This is a genomic window from Rhizobium sp. P2_G9, from assembly GCF_056403475.1.
Map to the genome: position 1 here is coordinate 53301 of NZ_JBFUFK010000033.1, position 26935 is coordinate 80235.

The window sequence follows — 26935 nt, forward strand, 5'->3', positions numbered from 1 at the left end:
TATCAGTGTCATCAAGACGCCGGACCGGAAATGAGGTTGCCGACGTCACCAGAGCCCACGAAAGGGGATCATCATGAACGTCGCACGCAGCTTCAACAACTGGCTTTCCTATCGCCGCACCGTTGCCGAACTCGGCCGCCTGAATAGCCACGCCCTGCAGGATCTGGGCATCAGCCGGGACGAAATCCCGGCCCTGGTGCGGGCGAAAGCCGCCCGCTAACAGGTCAGGGCGCATCGATTGCGGAACCCCGCTCTCATGAATTGCCCCCGAACGTTGGATGTCAACTTCGGGGGTTTTTTGTATCCAATGCCGCGCAGGCCTTCGAGCATTGCGGTGGAGCCTTGTCAGAGGCGAGCGTCCAGGAATCCTGCTCAGGGGGCGCAAGAGATCGTGTCGTAGTCTCTTGAACGGCTTCACCGCGTCCCGCTTTATGCCGGAACCGGCCATCGCTGATGCCGCCGAGTGGCTGGGATCGCCGACTGTCGGATGATCAAGGCTCTCCTCGCGGGGATCGGGCGCCTCTTGCGTTTCCAAATTGTTAAGGCTTTGCCAAGCTTGGTCGATGGCAGATGCTTTGTACCCTTGCGTACCGTCAGTTCTTAACTCCAGATTCACGTAGTCAACGATAACTTACCCCACCAGCGCTTGACGGGCATGATGCCGACTGGTGCCCATGTGGTATAGGGCGACTACAATACTGGTGTACCTATGGCGTCGGTTTCCAAGACTAAGTTGAATTTTCGTCTCGCGGCGGTCCTGGCGACCTCGGCCGTGTTTCTCGCGACGCTGACCGTTCTCGGCTACATTGTCTCCGGAGCCTTCGGTTCCATGGCGTCGACAGCCGACGCCATCGACGACGCTCGCGCAGTGACCGCGGCAAAAGGCGCGTTGCGCGCATTGCAAAAACAGCTCGGGGCAACGGTACGCGACAATGCCTATTGGGACGACGCCTATCGGCAGATGAAGACTTCGGGTGCCGCGGACTGGGCGACCGAGAATTGGGGCTCGACCACCGCGGACTATCCGCTTTACGACACTGCGATGGTCATCGAGCCTGTCGGCAAGCCCCTGATCGCCTATCACAAGGGAGCGGTGCTCACAGATCCCGATGCTTATTATCTCGGAAAGCTTGATGAGCTTCTCGCAGCCGCCCGGCGACCGGACCCGAACCGCGACGGCCTTCCCGTGGCTTTCATTAGAACAGCGGATGGCGTGGCGATTATCGGCGCAGCCGCCATTCAACCGTCCGCCTACGATGTGAAGGTCGATCCAGCCAGTTTGAAGGTGCTGGTCTTCTCCAAACAGTTCACCGCGAAGGTCGTGACCGACGTCAGCCGGACCTTCACCATTGACGGGCTGACCCTTCAAAGCGCTGTCGACAAGGAGCGTGATCTCTATGCCGGCGTCGACGACATCAAGGGGCGCGAGATTGCATATTTCACCTGGCCCCATGTCGATCCAGGTACGGCAAGCTACCTCCGTGTCAGGCCGATCGTCATCGGCGCCAGCGTGGTTCTGATCCTGCTTTTGGCGGCGGTGGCGGTTGTCGGCTTCACGGCGTTCCGCGCGGTGAAGAGTGGAGAACGGGCATCGAACTACAAGGCAAAACATGACGCCCTGACCGGATTGTGGAACCGGGCGGGATGTCTCGAGCAGATCGAAACCGCTCTCGATTCAGAGCCACGCGCCATCGGCCTGCATATGCTTGATCTCGATGGTTTCAAGCCCGTCAACGATGCCTGGGGACACGCTGTCGGCGACGAACTGATCAAAGCAGTCGCCAATCGTCTGGTGGACCAATTGCCCGCGGGCTCAGCGATTGCCCGGCTTGGCGGAGACGAGTTCGCGGTGATCGCCAGAACCGAAGAGCAGAAGACAGGCTCCATCGCGATCGACATTCTGCGCTGCCTGTCGACACCGTTCGTCGTTGACGGGCGCACCATCGAGATCAGCGGCAGCGTTGGAACCGCCGAAACTTTGAACGCAGCCCTGGATGCGCCCGAGCTCTTGCGACGGGCGGACCTTGCGCTCTATCGGGCGAAGGACATGGGCCGCGGGACTGCCGTGAGCTACGACCCTTCCCTGGATGAGGATGCCGGAAAGAATGCCGAGCTGGAGCAGGAACTCCGGCAGGGATTGTCGCGAGGCCAGGTGCGCGCCGTCTTCCAACCGCTCATCGACGCCTCCACGCGGCAGGTGCGCGGCCTTGAAGCGCTTGCACGCTGGAAAAGCCCCACACGCGGCGACGTCTCGCCCGAAGTGTTCATCCGCGTTGCTGAAAAGGCCGGCTTGATCGACCAGCTCGGATTCGAAGTCCTCCGCACCACGGTCCGTGAAGCCTCGCGGTGGCCGGGTATCGGCGTGGCCGTGAACGTCTCGCCCTTGCAACTGCGGAATCCCTATTTCGCATCGCAGGTCGGGGATATCCTGGCCGAGGCGGCGTTCGATCCGGCAAGGCTGACGATCGAGGTGACCGAAGGTGTCCTCATCTCCAATCCGGATCAGGCCAAACGCGCCTTCGGCGCACTCCGCCAACTCGGCATCAAAATCGCGCTAGACGACTTCGGATCCGGTTTTGCCAGCATCGGCGCGCTGCGTGAATTCGGCTTCGATCGCATGAAGATCGATCGATCCCTGATCGTGGCGCTCGACCATGATGATCGCAACGGCGCGGTGCTGCATGCGACAATCGCGCTCGCGACCGCGCTGCGCCTTCCGGTGACGGCGGAAGGTATCGAAACCGAAGAACAGGCGGCGGTTGTGAGGCTGTCGGGGTGCGACGAATTGCAAGGATATCTCTTCGGCCGGCCTGCGAGTGCGGAGGAAATCACGTCGAGATATTTCGACACGCCCCGCGCCTTGCGCACAGGGTGACATTCCTGCCGCCGCTGCCGCCCGTGACAAGCGCCGAGGCTCTAAGCCTTGCCCAGATGCTTCGGCCAGAATTCCTGATGTATTTCGGCGGCTTCGTCTTCTAGGTTTGGGCCAACCACAGTGACAATACGCGCTCCGGTTTGCAACACCGCCCGGCTCGGCACGTTCAACCCGATTCCGGCGATCTCGCCAAGCCGTGCTTCGGAGCATGCAAACACCATACGCCCGATGCCAGACCAGTAAATCGCCCCGGAGCACATCGCGCACGGCTCCGTGCTGGTGTAAAGCGTGCAGTCAGCGAGAAAAGCGGTGTCGTAGTGCTGCGCCGCCAGTTTAACAAGGTTCATCTCGGCGTGGTTCGTCATATCGTGGCCGGTGAAGACGCTGTTTTCGGCGCGCAGGATTGCTTCGCCGTCCTTCACCAGCACCGAGCCAAACGGTTCGTCACCGCGTTGCATTGCGGATTTCGAGAGTGCAATCGCCTCGCGTAAAAATGGCTCGTGGTTTTCCATCAGAACCTTCCCAAAAGCTGGAGCGGGATCATTTTGTCTTGAATCGGATAGATTTCCAAGGGGCTGCAAGTCAGATTCAAGTCGGCGACCTGAATGGACGTCAAAGAAAGCGTCGCGGACGGTATCTCAGGCAAAACCCGCGATGACCGCCCGCATTCGTCTATTTCAGGCCGCAGAATCGACCTGCCAGTTCGAGGGTAGTTGGCGATGGTTCAGACATTCATGGAGAACCGCATCACGCCTGTTCCAGCGCCTGTTCCAGATCTGCGATGATGTCTGACACGTCCTCGATGCCGACGGAGAGGCGCACGACGTCCGGGCCTGCGCCGGCCGCCGCCTGCTGTTCCGGCGTCAATTGCCGATGCGTGGTCGAGGCTGGATGGATGACCAGGGAACGGGTGTCGCCGATATTGGCGAGATGCGAGAAGAGTTTCAGGCTCTCGACAAAGGTCTTTCCGGCTTCATAGCCGCCCTTGAGGCCGAAGGTGAACACCGCGCCAGCGCCCTTGGGCGAATATTGCTTCTGCAGCGCATGGTTCGGATCATCCGGCAGGCCGGAATAGTTGACCCAGGAGACCTTTGGGTGGGTCTTCAGCCATTTGGCCACTTCAAGCGTGTTCTCGCAGTGCCGCTGCATCCGGAGCGGCAGGGTCTCGATGCCGGTCAACAGCAGGAAAGCGTTGAGCGGCGCCAGCGACGGACCGAAATCGCGCAGGCCTAGCACGCGGGCGGCGATGGCAAAGGCAATATTGCCAAACGTCTGGTGCAGCATGACGCCGGCATATTCGGGCCTCGGCTCCGACAGCATCGGATATTTGCCGCTCTTGGACCAATCGAAGGTGCCGCCGTCAACCAGCACGCCGCCCATGGAATTGCCATGGCCGCCCATGAATTTGGTGAGCGAATGCACGATGATGTCGGCGCCGTGCTCCAGCGGCCGGATGAGATAGGGCGTCGCCATGGTGTTGTCGACGATCAGCGGCAAGCCATGCTTGTGGGCCAGTTCGGCGATCGCCGCGATATCAACGAACGTGCCGCCGGGATTGGCAAGGCTTTCGATGAACACCGCCTTGGTCTTGTCATCGACCAGGGCTTCGAGCGAGGCCGGATCGTCAGTGTCCATCCAGCGCACATGCCAGTCGAAGCTCCTGAAGGCATTGCCGAACTGGTTGATCGAGCCGCCATAGAGGCGCCGCGCGGCGATGAAATTGTCGCCCGGCCGCATGATCGTATGGAAAATCAAGAGCTGGGCACCGTGACCGGAGGCGACGGCCAGCGCCGCCGTGCCGCCTTCGAGCGCAGCGACCCGCTCCTCAAGCACCGCATTGGTCGGGTTCATGATGCGGGTGTAGATATTACCGAAGGCCTGAAGTCCGAACAGCGCCGCAGCATGATCGGCATTGTCGAAGACGAAACTGGTGGTCTGGTAGATCGGCGTGATCCGCGCCTTGGTGGTCGGATCGGGTTGGGCGCCGGCATGCACTGCAAGCGTCGAGAAACCCGGATTGTCCTTGCTCATGAAAACCTCCCGTTTGTGCGGGGGCGATCATAGCCATTCCATCTCGCCTGTTAAGTCTGCGCCACGATCAAACTTTTTCACGCAGGAAAAAATCTTCTCAAAATATCGTGTTTAGCGAAATAGTCGGAAATAATGAAGCTCGTAACTGGAGACAGCGAAAATACCCTGGAATCAAATTTCAGCGGGCGGGCAACAAGCGATCCGCAAACGAGAAAATTGACGATGAAAGGCGTTGCCAAGCAGTCCGACGAACGGCCGGCGCTCACTCGTCGCGATAGACCTTCTCGCGCCGCTCGTGGCGTTCCTGGGCCTCGATCGACAGGGTAGCGATCGGGCGGGCGTCAAGACGCTTCAGGCTGATCGGTTCGCCGGTTTCCTCGCAGTAGCCGTAAGTGCCGTCTTCGATGCGCTGCAGGGCGGCGTCGATCTTGGAGATCAGCTTGCGCTGGCGGTCACGGGCTCTGAGTTCGATCGCACGGTCTGTTTCGGAGGAGGCGCGGTCGGCGAGATCCGGGTGGTTGGCGCTTTCTTCAGCAAGGTGGTCGAGGGTTTCGCGCGCTTCTCGAAGGATATCGCTTTTCCAGGCAGTCAGTTTGGATCGGAAGTATGCACGCTGTCGGGAGTTCATGAACTCTTCGGTTTCCGAGGGAACATAGTTCGTAAGATCAATATTCTCACTCAACGCGATTCTCCTGAAGAACAACCCGCATAACGCGGCTCTATAGCTCCAGAGGTTAGGTGATTCAAGCTTAAAGAACATGTTTTGCGATTTTTAAATCTGACATGAATCCGTGCTAAGTGGCTATTTTTTTGTTAAATTTAGCATCTTGTCTCGCCGCTTTCCCAGGCGTGCCAGCTGCTGGCGAGAAGATCTCGAGATACGTGGCCGGCAGTACCATGACGACACAATTGGTCGTGAATGAAACACCCTGTCGCATCATTGACCAGCACGCAAGGGTGTGGATAAGTGGCGTTCATTGGCGAGAATCCGGTTCTGAAAGATGCGGGGGAGTTTTCGGAAATGGGGGACGTGTTCCGCCTCTATCTCGTGCGGCACGCGCATGCGGCCTGGGCCATGCCGGGCGGCAGTGACTTCGATCGCCCGCTCGACGCGGCCGGGCTCGCCGAAGCGCGTAGCGTGGCGCTACAGGCTTTCACCGCGGGCTTCGTGCCTGAACGCATCATCTCCTCGCCCGCCCGGCGCTGTGCCGAGACGACGGCGGCTTTCCTCGACGTGTTCGGCAGCCTATGGGCAGGCTACGATCGGAGCCTCTATTCCGAAGGCATGGAAGCCTATCTGGAAAAGATCCGCACCTTCATGGATGGCGAGAGGCTGATGATCGTCGGTCACAATCCGACGATCGAAACGCTTTCCCGGTCGCTGGCCGTGGAGAGCGAGATCGGCGTGGGATTGGCCTACGGCTTTCCGACCGCCGGCTTTTTCGCCCTTGATTTTCACCGCCCGGTGACCGCCGATCTGGCGATGCATAGCGGCGTGCCCGCAGCCCTGCTGATGCCGGCTTTGACCTGACACCATTCCTTCCTATATTGCCGGATATCACCAGAGCCGGGAAACATCTTGCCTCCTTCGCCGACCACGCTTACCGACGATGCGATCATCGCCTTCGAAAACCTGGCCGATCGGACAAGGGGTTTTCTCAACCCGTCGATCCGACTTGGCGTGACCGGCCTGTCGCGCGCCGGCAAGACCGTGTTCATCTCGGCATTGATCCATAATCTGTTGAATGGCGGGCGACTGCCGCTGTTGGAAGCCCAGCGTGCCGGCCGCATCAAGGCGGCGCAGCTCGAAGAGCAGCCGGACGATGCCGTGCCGCGCTTTCAATATGAGGATCATATCAAGGCGCTGGTGCAGAAGCGCCTCTGGCCGGATTCGACGCGAGCGATCTCGGAACTCAGACTGACGATCGAGTTCGAAAGCGCCAGCGCCTGGTCGCGGATGTTTTCGGCCGGCCGGCTGTCGATCGATATTGTCGACTATCCCGGCGAATGGCTGATGGACCTGCCGCTGCTCGAACAGGATTTTCGCACATTTTCCGAACAGGCGGCGGCAAAGGCAGGCACGGGCGCCCGCAAGCCGCTGGCGAAAGCCTGGCTGGCGCGCGCCAAGGCAATCACACCGGACCTGCCGGCCGATGAAGAGCTGGCGCGCGATCTCGCCGCCGATTTCACCACCTATCTCCGGGCTTGCAAGGCCGACGAGCATTCCTTCTCGGCGCTGGCCCCAGGCCGCTTCCTGATGCCCGGCGATCTCGATGGGTCGCCGGCGCTGACCTTCGCACCGCTTGTCAATTTCGGCGACGACCGGCCCGCCAAGGGCACGTTCGTAGCCATGATGGAGCGCCGCTTCGAAGCTTATAAGAAACATGTGGTGAAACCCTTCTTCCGTGAGCATTTTGCCCGGCTCGACAGGCAGATCGTGCTGGTCGACACGCTGCAGGCGATCAATCGCGGTCCTGAGGCGATCGCCGACCTCGAAGGCGCGCTGGGCGACGTGCTGACCTCGTTTCGGCCCGGCACCAATTCCTTCCTGTCTTCTTTCTTCACCCGCCGCATCGACCGCGTGCTGGTGGCCGCCACCAAGGCCGATCATCTGCATCATGAAAGCCATGATCGGCTGGAAGCGATCACCCGGCGGATCGTCGATCGCGCCGTCACCCGGATCGGCCGTTCCGGCGCCGGCATCGAGGTCATCGCCCTTGCCTCCGTCCGCGCCACGCGCGAGGCGAGCGTCACCCGCGACGGCGAAATGCTGCCCGTGATCGTCGGCACGCCAATCGAGGGGGAACGGATCGGCGCTGAAACGTTTGACGGCGGACGCAAGACCGCGATCTTCCCCGGCGACCTTCCGGAAAACCCCGACATCTATTTCTCGGATGCGCCAGGTGACGGGCCGCATATCAATGTCGTGCGCTTCCGGCCGCCGGAACTGGAAGATACCGGCGGCGGCATCAAACTGTCGCTGCCGCAGATTCGCCTCGACCGGGCGCTGCAATTCCTGATCGGAGACCGGCTGGCATGAGCGAGGACAACGGCAAGACGCCGCGGCGGCCGCAGGCGTTCAGTTTCGACGAACCCAATCCATCCGCGCCGAAAACGATCCGGGTGCCGGGCGCCTTCGACACCGATATCGTACTGACGCCGGACAAGCATGACCCATTCTTCGGCGAGCCGGAGCCGGAAGACGCTGTCGCCCTGCCCCGCCGGCGGCGGCTGCCGCTGATGTCGATCTTCGTCTCGGCGATCGGCGTGCTTATCTCGGCGGCGCTGGCGATCTGGATCGATGCGCTGATCCGCGATCTCTTCGGCCGTGCCGACTGGCTGGGCTATACGGCAGTCGGCGTGACGGCGCTGGCGGTGCTGGCGCTGCTCGGCATGGTCGGGCGGGAATTGATCGGGCTGAGGCGCCTTGCCTCGGTGCAAGCGCTGAAACAGGAAGCTGAGCTTGCCGGGCACGACCGGAAGCCGGCGCATGCGCGGGCCGTCGTCGCCAAGCTCGTAAAGCTCGCCTCGTCGATGGCGGAGACGGCCAAAGGACGCGCCGCGCTCGACGCCACTGCCGGCGATGTCATCGATTCCGATGGCCTGCTGCGCCTTGCCGAGCTCGAATTACTGCAGCCCGCCGACCGGCAGGCGCGCGCGCAGATCCTGGCGGCWGCCAAGCGGGTGTCGATCGTCACCGCCGTGAGCCCGCGGGCGCTGGTGGATCTCGGCTATGTGATCTACGAAGCGGCGCGGCTGATCCGCGCCATTGCCGAGACTTATGGAACACGGCCTGGCCGGATCGGCATGATCCGTCTGTTCGGCGATGTCATTGCGCATCTGGCGGTGACCGGTTCCATTGCCGTAGGTGATGGAATTGTGCAGCAGCTGCTCGGCCACGGCATCGCATCGAAAATCTCTGCCCGCTTCGGTGAAGGTGTCATCAACGGCCTGATGACGGCGCGAATCGGCATCGCGGCGATGGATCTTCTGCGTCCCCTGCCCTTCAAGGCCGTCAGACGACCAGGCGTGGGTGATTTTCTTGCGGACCTGACGGCGGGCCAAAGTACAAAGCCGCCAGCCTGAACGGCACAATCTGCACAAGAACTTGCGCATCGATTAAAGTTTTCATAATCCGTGACAGCAACTGCTAACATTCCTTTACGGCAGGGCATTGCCCGGCGCAGCCATTTATGTTTTACAGGAAACACTCCATTAACCATTATCGGCCAAGACTGCCCCCTGTGCTGAGTTCGCAGCTGAGTTGAAAGGAAGCTCCATGTTTGCCCGTGTGACATCGTTTGCCGTTGGCTTGGCGACCGTCGCCATGGTGACATTTGGCGCCCTTCCAGCCCACGCAGCCAGCCGCGACAAGGCTTTCTTCGAAAATGTCTCCGGCCAATGGAGCGGCCCGGGCGAGATCGTCGCCGGCAAGTACAAGGGCACGAAGTTCAACTGCTCTCTGTCAGGCACGACCGAGGAAAAGGCCACGGGCATCACGCTCGATGGCTATTGCCGCGTCGGCGTGTTCAAGCAGCCGATGAAGGCAGTCATCCACGCCGCTGGCCACACTTACCGCGGCCAGTTCCTGGATGGTGCCGCCGGCACCGGCCTCGACATCATCTCAGGCAATGTCACCGGCCAGAAAATGGTTGTGGCGCTCACGCGCGCCAAGCTGAACGGCGCCATGATCGCCCGCCTGCAGGGCAAGAACACGATGACGGTGACGATTTCCGTCAAGGTCGAAGACCAGATGATTCCGGTGATCGGCATGTCGCTCAACCGTGACTCGGAAGAACTTGCCGTCGGTTCGATAAAGTAATCGACGGCGCCGCCGCATTGGCATCAGTTCGTCGGGCGATACCTATTTTCACCGAGGAATAACCGCAGACACGGCGAGAGCTCGCTGACGGAATGTTTGTTGCGTTTTTTACTTCAACGCCAGTACAAAGGGATTGAGGGATGGGCTTCAGCCCGGCCCTGGAACAACGGATGACTGCGCGCGTTCAGATCAGCGACCGACAAGCAGTATCGCAGGAGGCAACGGACGGATATTGCAAGATGTCTTGTTCATCTGGATCATCGTGGCGATGATCCTGTTCGCACTGGCGGTGACGGCCACACCGCCGGACAACATGGACAATGTCGACGTCTTCTGGCTGGCTATCCTTGCCATTACCTGGCCGCTGATCCTGCTCCTTTCCGCCGTCGGTATCATCATGACCCTTTTGGCGGAATTGATGAAATCCAAGTAATTTCTCCCCTGCCAACCACCCTGCAGGTGTTGCGACGCTACCCACGCCACCAGTCGCGACCCTCGCCGACGATTTCGATGCCCGTCTGATCGACGCCGGCAAGCCACGCCGCCACGTGCGCTCCGCCAACCGCCAATTCGGGCGCCACATCGACGAGCGGCATCAGCACGAAGGCACGTTCGATCATCCTTGGATGCGGCAGTTCCAGCCGCGGCCCTGACATTTCCACGGCGTCATAGGCGAGGATATCGATGTCGAGCGTTCTCGGCCCCCAACGCTCGCTGCGAACGCGCTTCATGGCGCGCTCGATGTCCAGGCAGAGATCGAGCAGCGCCTCCGGCGACAAAGCGGTGCGGATTGCGGCGGCGGCGTTGACGAACCAGTCCTGGTCGGTCTTACCCCAGGGCGGCGTGCGGTAGAGGCGCGAAACGGCCGCCACCATGCAATGCGGATCCGCATCGATCCGGCGCAAGGCCTCCGCCATGGACGCGACGGGATCGCCGACATTGCCGCCCAACCCGAGATAGGCCTCCACATGCGCGTCAGTCGGCGGCATAGTGTTCGACACTGACCTGGACGTAGTCGAGCACGCCGGCGACCGGCGCATTCGGCTTCCTGAGCGTGATCTTGGCGCGGCGGATCTGCGGGAACTGGCTTTCCAGCGAGCGGGCAATATCCATCGCCAGCGCCTCGATGAGGAAATAGCGGCGGCCGGTGACGATCTTTTCGATCACCTTGAAGGCGACGCCATAGTCGACGGTCGAGTCGAGCGCGTCCTCCTCCAGCGGGCCATGCGGCCTCACTTCGAGCTCGGCGTCGACGAAGAAGCGCTGTCCCAGCACTTCCTCCTCGTCCATCACCCCGTGTCGGGCGAAAAAAGCGCAATTGGCAAGAGTTATCGTATAGGTCTCACGCATTTCTGCCCTCCTTGCCGGTGCTTGCTGCATTCAGCATAGCATCGGCTACCTTTAGCGCATCGACATTGAAAGCGACATCGTGGACCCGAAAAATCGCCGCCCCTGCGACACGCAGCAGCGCCGTGGTCGCTGCCGTCGCCACGCCGCGGTCGGCGGGATCGCGACCGGTGACGTTGCCGAGGAAGCGTTTTCGCGAAGTACCGGCGACGATCGGGTAGCCGAGCACATGCAGTTCTGAAAACCGCGCCATGATGTCAAGATTGTCTTTCACCGTCTCTTTGTTGAAACCGAAGCCGGGATCGAGCACGATCTGCTGCCTTGAAACGCCGGCCTCGGCGGCGATCTTCAGCGAGTCCTCGAAGAAGGCGAACTGGTCTTCGATCGGATCGGCCTTCTTATCGCGACCGCGACCCGTATGCATGATGACGAGGCCGGCACCGGTCTCGGCTGCCACGCGGGCGATTTCGGGTTCGCGTTGCAGGCCATGCACATCGTTGATGATGTGGGCTCCGGCGGCGATGGCCTTGCGTGCCGTCTCGGCGCGATAGGTATCGATCGAAATCACGCCCTCGACACAATTGGCGGCAAGCACTTCGATGACAGGCAGGACGCGAGCCTGTTCCTCCGCGGCGCTGACCTCGGCTGCGTTCGGGCGCGTCGACTCGCCGCCGATATCGATGATAACGGCACCGGCCTTGGCAGCGCGGATCGCGTTGCTGATCGCAATATCCGGCTTCAGGTTCAAGCCGCCGTCGGAGAACGAATCCGGGGTGACGTTGATGATCGCCATGATCACGCCTTCCGGACCGAGGCCAAGAGAGCGCCCATGTGCCAGCGTCCAATCTCTCGGTTCGAAGGGTGACGGCATGGCGGAACTCCGGAAAGCGGCTTTGCGTTTGTGCTGATTGCATATTGCGAAGCGGCAGACAATGTCCCATGGATGGGTCGTGTCGCGTTTCGCGGAGGATGTCATGAGCCGGTTCGGCACCCAAATCGGATTGCTGTGGACGGCTTTGGCTTGCTTGGCGCCGCTGTCGGCGGCAAAAGCAGACACGATCATCCACAAGGAAATCAGCTATTTCAGCATCGGCGGCACCACGGCAGCTGATCTCGATCGCGAAATGCGGCAGCACGGTCCCGTTTCAAACGTCACTGGCCATCGTCATCCCGGCATCACGCGAATCAAGTTTTCGGGAACCGCGACCTTTGTCGCCAAGGGCGGGCGTTGCAATATCGGCGGCGCCAAGGTGACGCTGACCACCAAGATCCTCCTGCCGCGCTGGTCGAACCGCCGCAAGGCAGGCCCGGCAATGGCGCTGATCTGGGATACGCTTTCGGCTGACATAAGACGGCATGAGGAGCGACATGCTGAAATCGCCCGCTATCATGCCCACGACCTTGAAAAGCAGATCCTGGCACTGCCCTCCACATCCGACTGCGCCAGTCTGAAAGCCAAGGTCGCGAAGGTCTCCGCGCAGGCGCTGGAAGAGCACGACAAGGATCAGAAGCGCTTCGACCGGATCGAGGCGGCCAATTTCGAAAGCCGGATGATTCGGCTGCTCAAGTACCGGATGGCAGCGAAGAAGCCGTAATCTGGCCGCCCCAAAACGTTTCCGGCAGCATTTTCGGCGGGGGGTTGGACGATAGCATCGCTGCTTGCGCGAAGCTTACGCGAATCCTGTTAATTAACCCGCTATATCTACGAATTGCACTTGCAGCTTTTCTAAACTAGGTTCTGATTATCACTTGTGGATGAATCTTCTGACGGCCTTACGGTTTATCCCCAAGCGTAGTCGTGTGGTTTCCCTAGGCGCATTCGAGTGGCTGCAGGTGTCTCCTCCCTCGCCTGTTGACGGTGCGTCTCTCTCGCCTCGCTATCCTAACCAGAGAGCGAGGCACTTTTTTGGGGCGCGCCTTCCGTTACGTCACTCCCGCCTTACAGAACTGACGCCAGGTCAGCCCTGACGCTCCGGCACGTGAACCACCAGGCCATCCAGCGCGTCGGTGATGCGGATCTGACAGGAAAGCCGCGAGGTCGGACGGAGATCGTAAGCGAAATCCAGCATATCCTCCTCCATCGGGTCGGGTTTGCCGACCTTCTCGGCATAGGCTTCGTCGACATAGACATGACAGGTCGCACAGGCACAGGCGCCGCCGCATTCGGCAACGATGCCGGGGACGGAGTTACGGATGGCGTTTTCCATGACGGTGGAGCCGCTGGCGACATCAAGATCGTGGCGCGCGCCGTCATGAGCAATGATGGTGAGTTTGGGCATGGAATTCCTGATGATGTTGGAAAGGGCCGGCGGACGCCCCTCATATGGCGCCTTTTCCAACAAAATCCAGATTGCGTCAACAGCAACTGCCGACGCCTTTGCGCCTCAGCGCGACAGCTTGAGAATGAAATTCTCGGCTTCGAGGACAGCTTGGCCAAGCTTGGCGATGCTGCTTGCTTCATCGGTCTGGTTTTCAACACGCTCGGCCGCTTCCGACACCGTGAAGGCGCCGACGGCGAGTGCCGCACCCTTGAGCTTGTGGGCGGTCTGACGGATCAAATCCCGTTCGCCAGCAGCCATTTCGGTCATGCAGGCGCGCGCCTGCTTGGCGAACATGTGCAAGACTTCGAGTTCGAGATCCTTGCTGCCGGATGTCTGCCGGGCGAGATGAACGAGATCGATCGGACGGTTTTTCGACGGAACGAAGCCTCGATAATTGTCGGGGGCTTCGAAAGCGATACTCACGGCTGCCATTGGTATTTCCCTGTTATTGTCTGATAGTGAGACAGGCCTTTTTGGCTCTAGGCCCTATCTTCACATCGAGGCACGCATGAAAGCTTAATTACGGCAATTTCGCGTTTGGGAAACTGCAACTATGGTTAACAACGGATAAACACCGCGATTCATTCGCTTTTCTGCACAGGTGCTCTGAGAATCCCGTTAATAAACAGTTAACGATTTTCGCTTTGCCGGCCCAACTCATTGTGTCAAAACGGCTTCTGTGCCACTACGTTACGTGGAAAATTGCGGCTCCTTTTACCAAAAGGCCACGAAATCCGGGCGACTGGACGCCTCACGGTCGATCGCGACATCGTGATATGCGACTATGAGCCGGCAAATGCAGAGCCATGATGGCTGGACTCGATAATGGTCGACTTCCGCCCCAGGGTGTGTGAAATACGAGGCGAAACGGAATGACGATCAAGAAGGAAAAAGACGAGGTCGAGGAAAGCGCATACAAAGCGCTTGAAGACGCCCTCGAATTCAATTTCCATGAGAAGCGCCCCCAGGGCAATCTTGATCCTCGGGAGGGCAATGTGTCTGATGTAGCCAACCAGTCCGCCAAGAATGCCGGCAAATCTGAAGAGATCGCCCGCGCCCTTGCCCCGGAACCCGGCCCGAAATCGCCGTCGCACAAGCCTGCCAACGATCAGAGACCGGCAGCCAACGCCAATGTCGGACGCAGCCTCGAGTCGCATCGTTCCTCATCGGCGCTGCGTATTGCTGCGGTCGTTTCAGTTGTWTGGGTTGCAGCCTGCGCCGGGCTTGCGCATCTGATGTTCGCACCGCAGATCTGGGAAATCCGGTCGCTACACGACCTTGAAACCGTCCCGGGCGCGCTCGCCATTCTCGTCGCCGCCATCTTCCCGATCTTCGTATTCTTCGCCTTCGCCACCATGATCGCCCGTGCGCAGGAATTGCGCCACGCCGCCCGGTCGATGGCAGAGGTCGCCCTGCGCCTGGCGGAACCGGAAAATGCCGCCGCCGAACGCATCATGTCGGTCGGCCAGGCCGTGCGGCGCGAAGTCACCGCGATGAACGAAGGCATCGAGCGGACGATTGCGCGCGCCTCAGAGCTCGAAACGCTCGTTCATTCGGAAGTCAACGCGCTGGAGCGCAGCTATACCGACAACGAGATGCGCGTCCGAAGCCTGGTGCAGGAACTCGGCTCAGAGCGCGAAGCGATCGTCAGCCATGCCGAGCGCGTCCGCTCGTCGATTTCGAGCGCGCATGAGCAGTTGCGCGAGGAACTGACTGCGGCAAGCTCCAGCATCGCCAAGAACATCGCAACGTCAGGCGAAGCCGTTGCACAGATGATCGACACCCAGGCGGCGATCATCATGCAGCGGACCGGCAATGCCGCCAATTCGATCGGCAACGTACTGTCGACCAAGACGGAAGACTTCGTCACTGCGCTGCAAAGCTCCGGCCTGTCGCTGGTCAACGAGTTCGACACCCGCATCGATACGCTCGGCGTGGCGCTGAGCGAACGGGGCAAATCGCTGCTCGCCGAGTTCGAAACCCGCGCCTCGGTGCTGGACGCCAATACAGAGAAGCTCAATGCCGCGCTACAGGAGCGCACACGGCAGCTCAACGAGACCCTGATCGCCCGCACGCGCCAGATCAACGAGGCGCTAACCACCGGCGGTGACACCATCACGTCGAGCCTCGACAATGTGCTGACGTCGCTGAATTCCAGCCTCGACGAAAAGAGCACCACCTTCCGCCAGTCGCTGAAGACCACCGCCGATGAGGCAATCATGGATCTCGACCTGAGGTCCGGCTTCTTCGACGAGAAGCTGCGCTCGACGGTTGATATCGTGTCCTCGGCTTTCGATGGCCGGATCACCGAATTTGCCGATGCCTTCGACAAGCGCTCCGGCTCGCTCGACGCAAAGCTGTCCGATAGCCTGGCGCGCATCAATGCCTCGCTCAATGGCGGCCACGAAACCATATCCGGCCTGCTCGACCGCTCGCTCGAGCGGATGGATTCGTCGTTCACCGGCCAGGCGCTGGCGATCGAAACGGCGCTCGGCACCGGCCAGGAAGTCATCGAGATGGCGCTCGACAGCAAGGTCGGCGAAATCACCCAGGTGATCGGCCGCGCCAACGAGGAGCTGAATTCAGGCTTTGCCGCCAAGGCCGACGCGCTGACCGCGACGATTTCCAACCGCACCGAAGCCATCAATACCGGCATCGACCGGATGGCGGCGCTCATGGACAATAACTCCGCCGGCATCGCCGCCGCCTTCGAGGAGACGCATCGCAAACTCGACGATACAATTACGGCCGGCCACGAGCATATTGCATCGCTGCTCAGCGACCGCGCCAATGCCTTCGACAGCTCGTTCACTGAAAACCGCACGCGCCTCGAAAGAAGCGTCGGCGACGGGCATGAGAAAATGGCAACACTGCTCGGGGCGCACTCCGAAACCATCGAGACCATGTTCGCCAACAACCATCAGCGGCTCGAAACTGCCGTTTCCGGCGGCCATGAGCGGATGTCGGCCCTTCTCGATGAGCGCTCCGCAGCCATCGAGGCGTCGTTTGCCGGCAATCACGATCGGCTGCAGAGCGCCATTGCTGCCGGCACGGAACTGATTACCGGCAATGTCGAGGATGCACGCTCGCGGCTGGCGAAAACGCTCGGCGACGGCGCCATCGCCATCGCCACGACCTTTGGCGAGAACCATATGCGGGTCGACCAGGCCATGGCGAGCCGCACCGCGGCGATCGCAGGCGCACTCGACGAGCGTAGCGCAGCACTTGCATCGACTCTCAACGACGGCGCTTCGCGTGTCTCGACGATCCTTACCGACGGCACGACGGAGTTCTCCGACATCGTCTTCAACGGCAGCACGGGTCTGACGCTGGCGATCGAGCAGCATAGCGCCGCACTTTCCACGACGCTCTCTGAGAACACGGCCAACCTGTCCGGTATTCTTGCGCACGGCACGAGGGGCTTTTCAGACACCGTCCGCGACAATACCGCCGCGCTTTCGCAGACCATGCAACAGCGCCACTCGGAACTTTCGCACACGCTGCAGCAGAACACGACGACGCTTTCCGGCATTCTGACGGATGGCACCGCCGGTTTCTCCGACATCGTCCGCGACAGCACGGCCGGACTTTCGCAGGTCATGCAGCAGCGCCACTCGGAACTCTCGCACACGCTGCAGCAGAACACGACGACGCTTTCCGGCATTCTGACCGATGGCACCGCCGGCTTCTCCGACATGGTGCGCGATAGCACCATCGGACTGTCGCATACGATGCAGGAGCGCCACGCGGAGCTGTCGCAGACGATCGAGCAGCATAGCAGCCACCTCGACCAGACCCTGCAGCAGAACGTCACAAACCTGTCCGGGATTCTCTCCGACGGTTCGGCAGGCATCACCGACATTCTGCAACAGCGTAGCGCCACGCTTGCCGGCACATTGCAGGAGAGTGCCTCGAACCTGTCGACGATCGTTGGTGACGGCACCAAGGGCATTTCGGGCATCCTGGCCGAGCGCAGCGCCAGCCTGGCCGGAAACCTGGAGCGCGGCACGACAGGGCTCGCCAGCATTCTCGAACAGCGCAGCACCGAGATGTCCGATATCGTCGAGCGCGGCGCGAGCCGCATCGAACAGTCGGCCAGCACGGCGAGCCGCGAGATCCAGACGACGCTCACCACATCGGTCAAGGACATTTCCGACGCGCTCGACAATGGTAGCGCCGATCTCTCCATCCAGCTCGCCTCGACGCATGAGCTCATTCGCGCCACGCTCGAGGACCGCACCAACGCCATCACTGTCGCGCTCGATCAAGGCCGCAAACAAATCGATGAGACCTTGCAGGATCAGGCGACGGCCATCGGCACCAGCATCGCCATGGGCGCCAGCATGCTCGAAATGTCCTTCGAAGACGGCGAGGGCCGGCTTCGCGATACGATCGAGAAGAGCACCAAGGCGATCACCGACACCGTCGACACCGCCTCGGCCGGCCTGACCAACTCGATCTCCGGCCAGACCTCGACGCTCAGCGATGCCATGGCGCGCAGCGCCACCGAGCTCGACGCCAGCGCCAGCCGCTTTGCCGAGCGGATCGAAAGCCGCGAAAAGAACCTGCGTCAGGTGCTTGATGCCACCGCGGATTCGCTCGACGGCCGCATGCAGGCGAGCGCGCTTGCTTTCTCCAACGGCTCCAAGAAGATCGAAGAGACGCTTGCCGAACGCGAGGCAAGCCTTGTCAACGCCATAACCGCCGCGGCAGAAGCGTTGGACGAGCGGCTGATCGGCACCGCCGCCGCCATCGGCGCCGGCATGGAGGGCAATTACGAAGGCCTGCATCGGTCGCTTACCGACAATACCCAGTCTCTCAACGAGATGGCCGAAAAGCTGATTGCCCAGATCGGCGCGCATCGCGACGCTTTGCGCGAGACGATCGAGGCAAGCAGCGCCTCGCTCGACGAGCGGATCGAAAGCGGCGCCGCCAACATGCTGTCCAACATCATGATGCTGGACATGAAGCTCGAAGAGCGCGAGGCGGCACTCAAGGCTGCGGTGGGCGCCAGTGCCTCGGAACTCGACAAGGTCATCGCGACGAGCGCGAGCGTGTTGGCCGAGCGTTTCGGCGACAAGGCCGGCGAGATCGTGCGCGCCGCCGACACGTTCTCCGGACGCATCGAGGCGACGCTCACCGACGTCACCCAGCGCTTCGATGAAACCGGCGGCAGGATCATTTCCGGCTTCGACAAGCTGGAAACCGGCATCCACACCGATGCCGGCCGTTTCGCCGAAACCATCGAACAGGCCGGCAGCAGGCTGAGGGACCTGGTCGAAACCCAGATCCAGAATTTTGGCAATGTCACCGAAAGCGGCTCGACACGGATCGCGCAGACCTTTGACGCCAATACCGGCCGCATCGCCGAAACCTTCGACAGCAATGCGGCGCGTCTCTCCGAGACGCTCGATGCCAGCGTGAACCGGGTCGCTTCGACCATCGGCTCCAACACGACACGGCTCGAGGAAACCCTGGGCTCCGGCTCCGAACGGCTGACTGCAGCTCTCGGCGCGGGCACCACGCGGGTCGAAGGCGCACTGGATGCCGGCGCCAACCAGGTAGCCGACATGCTCGGCACCGGCGCCGACCAGCTCACCGGGACGTTCGAGACCAATGTCAACCGGTTGACCGAAACGCTCGGCTCGAACGCCAACCGGCTGGAAACAGCGCTTGGCTCGAATGCGAGCCGTCTGGAGGCCGCGCTCGGTTCGAATACCGGCAGGATGACCGAAGCGCTCGACACGCATGCGGCGCAGATCGCCGAGAMCTTCGACACGCGCACCGCCAAGGTCGACGAGCGCCTCTCGACCATGGACCGTGCACTTGGCATCGGCCTCGACAATGTTTCCAAGATGATCGACGGGAAGGCCGCCGGTCTTGCCAACACGCTTCGTGGCGCTGTTATGGAAGCATCGCAGTCCATGGACGCCGATGCACAGCGTGCACTCGAATCGATCGCCTCCAAGGGCCTCGAATATGCCGATGAGATGGCCGCCCGCAGCGCCGGCTTCTCGAGCCGTCTTGCCGGCGAGGCGGATGCGTTCAGCAATCGGCTCTCCGGCGACGCTGATGCCTTCGCTGACCGGCTGTCGTCCAGCGCCAGCACCCTCAATAGTCAGATGTCCTCGACCGCGGACACCTTCAGCGGTCAGATGTCCTCGACTGCCGATGCGTTCAACAATCAGATGTCGTCCACTGCCGATACCTTCAGCAGCCGGGTCGGTGGCGATGCGGAGACCTTCCATAGCCGCGTCACCGCCGATGCCGACACCTATGCCGCCCGCATGGCGCGCGAGACCGAGGCGCTCAGCGGCAAGCTCACCGGCGATGCGGATGCGTTCACCATGCGCATGGCCAGCGAGGCGGATGGTTTCGCGACGCGGCTTGAGAGCCGCGCCAGCGACTATTCCGGCCGGCTGTCCTCGGAAGCCCAGGCCTATTCCGGCAGCCTTGCCGAGCAGACCGAACGGCTGACGCAGGCGCTGGCCCGCAATGCCGGCGATTTTGCCACCCGTGTCGGCACTGCGAGCGCCAAGGCGGCCGAAGACGGTGCGAACATCCAGGCGAGCCTCGACGCCGCCGAGAAGGCATTGCTCGCCCGCGGCGACGCGATCCGTACGACGCTCGACGACCGCACCCGAGAGCTCAACTCGATGCTGGCGTCGCGCTCCGCCGAACTCGCCCGCATCATCGACGAGAAGGCGCGGCCGGCCGTCGACAATCTCTCCGGCCTCGGCCGGGAGGCCGTCGACCGCTTCGGCCAGGCTGTGCAGGACGGCGTCAACACGCTGCGCAGCGAGAATTCGACATTGCTCAATGCGATCGCCTCACGCACGGAGGAAAGCGCCCGCGCTGTCGCAAGCGCCGAGCAGACGCTCAAGACGACGGTGCTGGATCTCGTCCAGGCACTCGACCAGAGCAGTTCCAGCATCCGCCAGCTGGTGTCCGATACAGGCACCAATCTCGGCGCCATCGACGACGCACTCACGGCCAGCGCCGACCGCTTCGCCGAGACGGCGACCCGCGCTTCCGACTCGTTCGGCGCTTCCACGCGCCTGCTGGACGGCACGGCTGACCGGCTGAGCAGCGTGTCGAGCGAGACGCTGTCGCAGATCGGCAATATCGTCGGACGGTTCGATGACCACTCCAAGGTGCTCGGCCAGGCCTCCAACCTGCTCTCGGCGGCGCAGTCCAATCTCGTTTCGACGCTCGAAGAACGCGAGGAGGCATTACAGACGCTCGCCGTCAACCTGCTGCGCAAGTCCGAGGAGATCGAGAATACCATGCGCTCGCTCGCCGGACTGGTCGAAGCCGCCTTCGACCGCGCCGAAAACCGCTCGGGCCAGATGTCCAACAACCTGCGCAACGGCGTGCAGAGCTCGTTTGCTGAGATCGGCCGTATCCTCGGAGATACCGAAAAACGCGCCAATGACATGGCGGATGCAATGCGCCAATCAATCTCGGCAGCGGCCAGCGACGCTTCCGCCGCCGTCGAAATCACGCTCTCCAAGGCCAATGAGAATGCCGAGGATGTTGCGGCGCGGCTGCGCACCAGCGTGACGACCTCGCTCGGCGATGTCGACCGGCTGCTCGGCGAGACTGGCAAGCGCTCGTCGGCCACGGCCGTGCAACTGCGCGACACGCTCAAGGAAGCGATCGACGAAGCGGTTGGCCGCTTCTCCGGCGCCACAGACGAAATCCGCCGCACTGCCGGCGAGATCCGCAAGGAACTCACCGACACCCGTGCCGAACTCAAGCGTGGCGCCTTCGACCTGCCGGAAGAAGCCAAGGAAAATGCCGCCCAGATGCGCCGCGCCGTGGCGGAACAGGTCCGCGCGCTGCAGGAACTGACCGGCATTATCGGCGTCTCCGCCTCGCATCTCGAAGCGCCGCGGGTGCGGCAGGAAAATGCCGTTCGGCCGGAGGCAGTGCGCACCGAAATTATGCGCTCTGAGCCGGTCCGGTCCGAACCTGTGCGCTCCGAACCAGTCCGCCAGGAGCCGGTCCAGCAGCAGCCCACCCGCCAGGAGCCAGTGCAGCCGCGCCGCGAGCCGGAAGTTGCGGTCCGCCAGCCGGAACAGCGGCCGGCCGTCCGGGAGGAAAACCTGCCCACCGCTTCGGCCGTGACGGCCGATCGTCCCCGCGTGACCGGGCAAATCCTGCCTCAGCCGCGGGCCGACGAAACGCGCCGGACGGATGAGACCCGCCGAGTGGAAGAGGCTCGCAAGACGGAAGAAAAGCCGCGGCAGGAACCGCTTGGTCTGCGTGGCTCGCTCGGCATCGAGCGCGGCCAAGCGCCGGCGCGCGAAATCGCTCGCCCCGCGGCCACCGAGCCGGCCGCACGCCGCCAGGAACCTGCCCGCGAGGATGATATTCCGGCACCGCAGGGACAGGGCTGGATCAGCGATCTGCTGCGCAGTGCCTCGCGCGATGAGGAGGTCCCTGCACGTCCGGTAGCGCCGACCCAGCAGCAGGCAACCCGCCCAGACAACCGCAATCCGCGGCATGTGGTCGAGTCGCTCAACTCGCTGTCGGTCGATATCGCCCGGGCGATCGACCATGACGCCTCGGTCGAGCTTTGGCGCCGCTACCAGCGCGGCGAGCGCGACGTCTTCACCCGCCGCCTCTACACGCTCAAGGGCCAGCAGACCTTCGACGACATCAAGCGAAAATACGAGCGCGAGCCGGAATTTCGCTCCGCTGTCGACCGCTACATCACGGACTTCGAAAAGCTTCTGGCCGACGTTGCCCGCAACGACCGCGACAAGGCGCTGACCCAGAGCTATCTGACATCGGACACCGGCAAGGTCTACACGATGCTGGCGCATGCGGCGGGGCGGTTCTCGTAACGGAACGAGTAGGTTTTCAAAGTTTCAGGCCTCTCGCGCCTTATCTCGCGGGAGGCTCGAAGCAAACACCTTCGCTGAATCCCACTGGACTGGTCACCTCCAGCTTTCTTATTCAGCAGCCGGTCGGATTGAGAAGCCAGCAGGCGTTATCTCACTTGCTTTCCTGACCGCCCCAGCAGCTATCCAAACAGGTTGACCCACACATTCAATCATCCCTCGCGTGACGACGATGCCGTCCCCGTCCCGGCAAGCAACGATCGGTCTTGGCGTGTTTCTGCTGTAGCGCAGGAGATCGAGGAGATAGCTGGGCTTGCCACCCAAATGAGGGAAAAATTCAAAGGGGACAAGATTGAGTGCAGCGCCATCCTCTGTTTCCTCCGGCTGTCGATCCGAGAACAATGCGTCCGTTGCGATCGTCGGCGTCGTGAGGATAGCGCCGGCGCTTGCTCCGACGAGGATTCCTCCTGACAGCGCCCAGTCACGCAAGAGGCCCAACATCCTGCTGCGCCTCAGCCGATTCAGAAAGGGGCCGGTCTGGCCACCGGCAAGATGAATGGCGTCGCATGCCAAAAGCTTCTCGATTTCTTGATCGCTATGGCTCGCATCAAGATCATGGAACTGTGCGAGGTGAAGGCCGGATTGCGCGTAATAGATTTTCCGCCCGTTGAAAAACCGGCGATCCGGCTCCGGCCCGGAAGCAATATATCCGATGCGCCTTCCGGAACCCCTCGCCTCCATCATCATCAAAAGCTGCGTATCAATCGCGGCATTCTCAGGAATGATTTGGTCGCTGTAGAGCACCAGATTGATCAAAGCTTCGCTCCCATTTGGCTACCGTACCCCTAACGATGCACTGGAGCCGCAACCCGTCCAATATCGCCAGYGAAAACCGAGCAAACTTCCTGTATTTTTACAAAACTTCTTTGATGGACTTGGTTTACAAAATATCTTATTAAGAACTGCTAAAATTTGCTTGGGAGGGCAAAGGACCAGATGGCATTTCCATCTATGCGAAGCCTGGTGGCTTCTTGATCGAACACTGCCGTGAGGACGGTGTAGATCGTTCGCCATTTGAGCTGAAGAGACACAGCGCGGTCTGACCTCGCCTGTCCTTCCATCCGAAACAAACGGCTAGTGTTACCACAACGCTCGGGCTCATCCAAATGAGCAAGGGCGATTAATCGGGCTTTGCCTGCACATGACGCGTGAATGCTGAACGAATGACCTCCGACGAGATGAACCGGAGCAGACACCATGGTGACCACAACGCAAGCAGCGGCGATCATCTCCCGGGGCAATGATCCCCAGGGTGAGGGATTTGGCATTCCGGCGGTCGCAAGCTACAGCTTTTTCGGCGGGACCGGCGCGTTCACGCCGGCTGAACAGGCCGCGGTCAAGGATGCCATGCGGATGTGGAGCGACGTCGCCCATATCAGCTTCTTCGTCGACAACGACGACCCGGAAATCGGCTTCAAGAATTATAGAAAAAACGACAACAGCACCGGCGGCACGACCGGTCCGTACGAGAGCAGAAATGGTGAACATTTTCTGGCCCTCAATCCCGACACGACGGTGCGAGTGGGGCTCAACCTGGTCAACACGCCCGGGACAGCGCTCAGCCAGGGCGGAGCTGACCGGCAGACCCTGATTCACGAAGTGGGACATGCGATCGGGCTGTCGCATCCCGGCAAATACAATGCCGGAAGCAATGTTCCCATCGTTGCGGCCTATCCTGAAGATTCACTGCAGTACACGCAGATGAGCTACCTGTCGGAGACATCGACAGGGGCCAATTTCAAGGGCAGCTTCAGCCGTACGCCGTCTCTCGACGACATTGCCGCCGCACAGCGGCTCTATGGTGCCAACATGGCGACGCGCACCGACGATACCACCTATGGATTTAACTCGAATGCCGGCGCCGCCTTTCTCATCAGCAGTGCCAACGAGAAGGCCGTTTTCACCGTTTGGGATGCGAAGGGAAACGACACGCTCGATTTCTCGGGCTACGCGAACAAACAGCTGATCAATCTGGATCTGGAAAGCTTTTCCGATGTCGGCGGGCTGAAGAAGAACATCGCCATCGCCGCAGCCGTCGACACCGCCGGCCTCAATTCCTGGGAAGCGAATTTCGACCCCAATTCGATCGCCAATTATGTCGAAAACGCCATTGGCGGAAGTGGCACGGATACGATCAACGGCAATCTCATCGCCAACCGGCTCGAAGGCAGAAATGGCGACGATTTCCTCAATGGCTTTGCCGGCAAGGACAGTTTGTACGGTGGCGATGACAAGGATGAGCTGAATGGCGGCGCCGACAGCGACGCGCTGCGCGGCGAGCGCGGCGATGACTATCTCATCGGCGGCGCGGGAATAGACGATCTCTATGGCGGTGACGGTCGCGACACGCTGGATGGCGGTTTCAACGGCAAGTCCGACGGTGTCCGGGACGTCATGCAGGGAGGTGCCGGCAACGACAAATACCTGGTGACGGATACGACCGACATGGTGCTCGAAAATGTCGGCGGCGTGGACCTGGGCGACAAGGTGTTTACCTCGCTCAGGACCTATTCGCTGCAGCAGTCGAACTATCTGCAGGGCGAGGTGGAAAACCTGGCCTTTACCGGGACCGGCAATTTCACCGCAACCGGAAACGCGCTTGCCAATACGATCAGCGGCGGCGACGGAAACGACAAGATTTCAGGCCTCGAAGGAGACGACGTTCTCAACGGCGCCGGCGGCAAGGACCAGTTTGACGGCGGAAGCGGCACCGACACGCTGAACGGCGGATCCGGAAACGATGTCTACTTCCTGTTCGATGTCAAAAACGGTCATTACGACAGGGTCGTCGAGGCGGCCGGCGGCGGGGTGGACCAGATCCAGGTCAGGGACGTAGACGGCTCGGTTCGCTCCTACACCCTTGCCGACAATGTGGAAATCGGCGCGATCGTCGGCGCGGAAGCCGACCAGTTCACGCTCATCGGCAATAAATCGGACAATCACCTTTTCGACGACGTCGGCGACAATATCCTGATCGGCGGCGGAGGCGATGACACCCTCAACGGCGGCGGGTTCTATGGCGGCGACGTGCTGATGGGTGGCGTGGGCAATGATGTCTACGAACTCGATTATCGACGCGGCAATTACGACTATGTCGACGAGGCCGCCAACGAGGGGCGGGACACGGTCCTGGTCACAGCCTTCCACGAGGAGGACGAGCACTATACAGACACCTATACGCTGACCGACAATGTCGAGAACGGCGAGATCAGAGGCGCGATCGACTTTGGTCTCTACGGCAACGAGCTGGACAATCGGCTTTTCGGCAACGACGCCGCCAATATGCTCAGCGGCCTCGACGGCAATGACACGCTCACCGGCGGGCTGGGTGACGATCAACTGATCGGCGGCAGCGGCAATGACAAATATTTCCTCTACGACCTGATCGGCGGCAGCACTCCAGAGGAGCTCAATCATTACGACGCTGTCGTGGAAGAGGCGGACGGCGGCATCGACACGGTCGTCGTCATCGCCATCGACGACCCCCAGTCGTTTGCCGATGGCTACGCGCTCACCGAGTATGTCGAGAACGGCACGATCGGAGGATCACTGTCCTTCTATCTGCAGGGCAACGACTTCGACAATGTCTTGAGGGGCAACGACGCGGAGAACACGCTCTACGGCTATGAGGGCAATGATACCCTGATCGGCGGCGGCGGGGCTGATGTGCTGGACGGCGGGACAGGCGAAAACACCGCAAGCTATGCATTCGCTACGGCAGGTCTGTTCGCCGGGCTGGAGGATGCGAACGCCAATTCAGGCGAAGCCCTGGGCGACAGTTACATCAATATTCAGAACCTGATCGGCTCGAACTACGACGACATCCTCTACGGCACGGATGGCGTCAACAAGTTCAGCGGCGGCGACGGCAAGGACCTGATGATCGGCAAGGGCAGCGGCGATATCCTGGATGGGGGCAACGGTTCCGACACGGTCGGCTACGATGCGGATTACACCGGGGTGACGGCCGACCTGATGGATTCATCTAAAAATACCGGCACCGGCGCCGGCGACATCTATATATCGATCGAAAACCTCGACGGAAGCACGTTCAACGACCTGCTCTACGGTGACAACAACGACAATATCATCGAGGGCAATGTCTACCATTTTGGGGAAAGCGGCAGCGACCGGATATGGGGTCGGGGCGGCGATGACACGTTGAAGGGCCATGACAATGCCGACACCCTGATCGGCGGGGTCGGCAACGACCTGCTCTATGGAGGAACGGGCGCCGACCATTTCGTCTTCGACGCGACGCTGACGCCGGGCAATGCCGACACAATCAAGGATTTCGAGGCAGGCGACAGGCTCGACCTCGACAGCAGCGTATTTGCCGGATTGAGCGTGGGCGCGCTCGCCAGCGCCGCATTCAAACTGATCGCCAGCGGCTCCTCGACGACTGGCGTCGACAATTCCGATCGCATTCTCTACGACAAGGCCGACGGCGACATTTATTTCGATCGCGACGGATCGGGCGACACATATGACCGCGTGCTGTTTGCCTCGATCACAAACGGGACGTCTCTCGATCAATTGGATTTTGAGATCGTGTAGCGCTGGTCAAACCCATGGTGCAACAAGACGAGAAGTCTCTCCTGCTGAACCGGGCTTGCGCCTGTCGCCGATC

The 26935-nt window shown here is 61.2% G+C and carries 19 protein-coding genes; 10 read left to right on the plus strand and 9 right to left on the minus strand.

Annotation, left to right across the window (positions count from 1 at the left end; all coding sequences use genetic code 11):
• Nucleotides 1-73 precede the first annotated feature (73 nt).
• Nucleotides 74-220, plus strand: coding sequence for a DUF1127 domain-containing protein (locus AC1DYF_RS25040; protein WP_477879573.1), 147 nt, complete (start codon nucleotides 74-76; stop codon nucleotides 218-220).
• A 513-nt stretch (nucleotides 221-733) separates the two neighbouring features.
• Nucleotides 734-2875 (plus strand): bifunctional diguanylate cyclase/phosphodiesterase, encoded by a 2142-nt coding sequence (locus tag AC1DYF_RS25045; RefSeq protein WP_477879574.1) that lies wholly within the window; start codon nucleotides 734-736, stop codon nucleotides 2873-2875.
• 41 nt (nucleotides 2876-2916) lie between these two features.
• On the opposite strand, the gene AC1DYF_RS25050 is transcribed toward AC1DYF_RS25045, so the two are convergent.
• The 3 genes from AC1DYF_RS25050 to dksA form a co-directional block, all read right to left on the minus strand.
• Complete coding sequence (locus tag AC1DYF_RS25050) at nucleotides 2917-3387, minus strand: nucleoside deaminase (protein ID WP_477879576.1); 471 nt, start codon at nucleotides 3385-3387, stop codon at nucleotides 2917-2919.
• A 235-nt stretch (nucleotides 3388-3622) separates the two neighbouring features.
• Nucleotides 3623-4906, minus strand: a complete 1284-nt coding sequence (locus AC1DYF_RS25055) for an O-acetylhomoserine aminocarboxypropyltransferase (RefSeq protein WP_477879578.1) — start codon at nucleotides 4904-4906, stop codon at nucleotides 3623-3625.
• Between the two features lie 262 nt (nucleotides 4907-5168).
• Nucleotides 5169-5588: an RNA polymerase-binding protein DksA gene (gene dksA, locus AC1DYF_RS25060; protein ID WP_477879580.1), complete on the minus strand. Its 420-nt coding sequence runs from the start codon at nucleotides 5586-5588 to the stop codon at nucleotides 5169-5171.
• Nucleotides 5589-5927: 339 nt separating this feature from the next.
• Between dksA and AC1DYF_RS25065 the strand changes: the two genes are divergently transcribed.
• The 5 genes from AC1DYF_RS25065 to AC1DYF_RS25085 all read left to right on the plus strand — a co-directional run bounded on the left by AC1DYF_RS25065 (nucleotide 5928) and on the right by AC1DYF_RS25085 (nucleotide 10161).
• A complete protein-coding gene (locus AC1DYF_RS25065) occupies nucleotides 5928-6437 on the plus strand; it encodes a SixA phosphatase family protein (RefSeq protein ID WP_477879582.1) in 510 nt (169 codons plus the stop codon).
• 48 nt (nucleotides 6438-6485) lie between these two features.
• Entirely contained in the window at nucleotides 6486-7946 is a 1461-nt protein-coding gene (locus AC1DYF_RS25070) for a YcjX family GTP-binding protein (protein ID WP_477879584.1), read from the plus strand.
• Nucleotides 7943-8992: a YcjF family protein gene (locus AC1DYF_RS25075; RefSeq protein ID WP_477879586.1), complete on the plus strand. Its 1050-nt coding sequence runs from the start codon at nucleotides 7943-7945 to the stop codon at nucleotides 8990-8992. Before AC1DYF_RS25070 ends, AC1DYF_RS25075 begins: the two co-directional genes overlap by 4 nt.
• A gap of 193 nt (nucleotides 8993-9185) precedes the next feature.
• On the plus strand, nucleotides 9186-9728 hold the full coding sequence (locus tag AC1DYF_RS25080; RefSeq protein ID WP_477879588.1) for a hypothetical protein: 543 nt from the start codon (nucleotides 9186-9188) through the stop codon (nucleotides 9726-9728).
• 232 nt (nucleotides 9729-9960) lie between these two features.
• A complete protein-coding gene (locus AC1DYF_RS25085) occupies nucleotides 9961-10161 on the plus strand; it encodes a hypothetical protein (RefSeq protein WP_477879590.1) in 201 nt (66 codons plus the stop codon).
• Between the two features lie 37 nt (nucleotides 10162-10198).
• Here the strand turns inward: AC1DYF_RS25085 and folK are convergent, their stop codons facing one another.
• From folK to folP, 3 genes are read right to left on the minus strand one after another with little or no spacing between them, the layout of a single operon-like run.
• Entirely contained in the window at nucleotides 10199-10717 is a 519-nt protein-coding gene (gene folK / locus AC1DYF_RS25090; protein ID WP_477879592.1) for a 2-amino-4-hydroxy-6-hydroxymethyldihydropteridine diphosphokinase, read from the minus strand.
• Entirely contained in the window at nucleotides 10704-11078 is a 375-nt protein-coding gene (folB, locus tag AC1DYF_RS25095; protein ID WP_477879594.1) for a dihydroneopterin aldolase, read from the minus strand. Before folB ends, folK begins: the two co-directional genes overlap by 14 nt.
• Nucleotides 11071-11946: a dihydropteroate synthase gene (gene folP, locus AC1DYF_RS25100; protein WP_477879596.1), complete on the minus strand. Its 876-nt coding sequence runs from the start codon at nucleotides 11944-11946 to the stop codon at nucleotides 11071-11073. The genes folB and folP overlap by 8 nt, the downstream gene beginning before the upstream one ends.
• A 103-nt stretch (nucleotides 11947-12049) precedes the next feature.
• Here folP and AC1DYF_RS25105 point away from each other — a divergent pair, with 103 nt between their 5' ends.
• A complete protein-coding gene (locus AC1DYF_RS25105; protein WP_477879598.1) occupies nucleotides 12050-12670 on the plus strand; it encodes a DUF922 domain-containing Zn-dependent protease in 621 nt (206 codons plus the stop codon).
• Nucleotides 12671-13033: 363 nt separating this feature from the next.
• On the opposite strand, the gene AC1DYF_RS25110 is transcribed toward AC1DYF_RS25105, so the two are convergent.
• Together AC1DYF_RS25110 and AC1DYF_RS25115 are read right to left on the minus strand one after the other, a co-directional pair.
• Nucleotides 13034-13354, minus strand: a complete 321-nt coding sequence (locus tag AC1DYF_RS25110; protein ID WP_477879600.1) for a 2Fe-2S iron-sulfur cluster-binding protein — start codon at nucleotides 13352-13354, stop codon at nucleotides 13034-13036.
• A 105-nt stretch (nucleotides 13355-13459) separates the two neighbouring features.
• A complete protein-coding gene (locus tag AC1DYF_RS25115) occupies nucleotides 13460-13828 on the minus strand; it encodes an Hpt domain-containing protein (RefSeq protein ID WP_477879602.1) in 369 nt (122 codons plus the stop codon).
• Nucleotides 13829-14268: 440 nt separating this feature from the next.
• On the opposite strand from AC1DYF_RS25115, the gene AC1DYF_RS25120 reads away from it, so the two are divergent.
• The gene (locus AC1DYF_RS25120; protein WP_477879604.1) at nucleotides 14269-22248 is read left to right on the plus strand and encodes an apolipoprotein A-IV repeat region-like domain-containing protein; all 7980 of its coding nucleotides are present in this window, start codon (nucleotides 14269-14271) and stop codon (nucleotides 22246-22248) included.
• A gap of 108 nt (nucleotides 22249-22356) precedes the next feature.
• Here the strand turns inward: AC1DYF_RS25120 and AC1DYF_RS25125 are convergent, their stop codons facing one another.
• Nucleotides 22357-23058 (minus strand): Type 1 glutamine amidotransferase-like domain-containing protein, encoded by a 702-nt coding sequence (locus tag AC1DYF_RS25125; protein ID WP_477879620.1) that lies wholly within the window; start codon nucleotides 23056-23058, stop codon nucleotides 22357-22359.
• Nucleotides 23059-23502: 444 nt separating this feature from the next.
• Here AC1DYF_RS25125 and AC1DYF_RS25130 point away from each other — a divergent pair, with 444 nt between their 5' ends.
• Entirely contained in the window at nucleotides 23503-26862 is a 3360-nt protein-coding gene (locus AC1DYF_RS25130) for a M10 family metallopeptidase C-terminal domain-containing protein (protein WP_477879605.1), read from the plus strand.
• Nucleotides 26863-26935 lie beyond the last annotated feature (73 nt).

What these genes read in the sequence shown, in the direction of transcription:
- AC1DYF_RS25115 (WP_477879602.1), bottom strand. Translation starts at nt 13,828, where the DNA reads ATGGCAGCCGTGAGTATCGCTTTCGAAGCCCCCGACAATTATCGAGGC.
- AC1DYF_RS25055 (WP_477879578.1), bottom strand. Translation starts at nt 4,906, where the DNA reads ATGAGCAAGGACAATCCGGGTTTCTCGACGCTTGCAGTGCATGCCGGC.
- folB (WP_477879594.1), bottom strand. Translation starts at nt 11,078, where the DNA reads ATGCGTGAGACCTATACGATAACTCTTGCCAATTGCGCTTTTTTCGCC.
- AC1DYF_RS25130 (WP_477879605.1), top strand. Translation starts at nt 23,503, where the DNA reads ATGGTGACCACAACGCAAGCAGCGGCGATCATCTCCCGGGGCAATGAT.
- AC1DYF_RS25110 (WP_477879600.1), bottom strand. Translation starts at nt 13,354, where the DNA reads ATGCCCAAACTCACCATCATTGCTCATGACGGCGCGCGCCACGATCTT.
- AC1DYF_RS25080 (WP_477879588.1), top strand. Translation starts at nt 9,186, where the DNA reads ATGTTTGCCCGTGTGACATCGTTTGCCGTTGGCTTGGCGACCGTCGCC.
- AC1DYF_RS25105 (WP_477879598.1), top strand. Translation starts at nt 12,050, where the DNA reads ATGAGCCGGTTCGGCACCCAAATCGGATTGCTGTGGACGGCTTTGGCT.
- AC1DYF_RS25050 (WP_477879576.1), bottom strand. Translation starts at nt 3,387, where the DNA reads ATGGAAAACCACGAGCCATTTTTACGCGAGGCGATTGCACTCTCGAAA.
- folP (WP_477879596.1), bottom strand. Translation starts at nt 11,946, where the DNA reads ATGCCGTCACCCTTCGAACCGAGAGATTGGACGCTGGCACATGGGCGC.
- AC1DYF_RS25040 (WP_477879573.1), top strand. Translation starts at nt 74, where the DNA reads ATGAACGTCGCACGCAGCTTCAACAACTGGCTTTCCTATCGCCGCACC.
- folK (WP_477879592.1), bottom strand. Translation starts at nt 10,717, where the DNA reads ATGCCGCCGACTGACGCGCATGTGGAGGCCTATCTCGGGTTGGGCGGC.
- AC1DYF_RS25065 (WP_477879582.1), top strand. Translation starts at nt 5,928, where the DNA reads ATGGGGGACGTGTTCCGCCTCTATCTCGTGCGGCACGCGCATGCGGCC.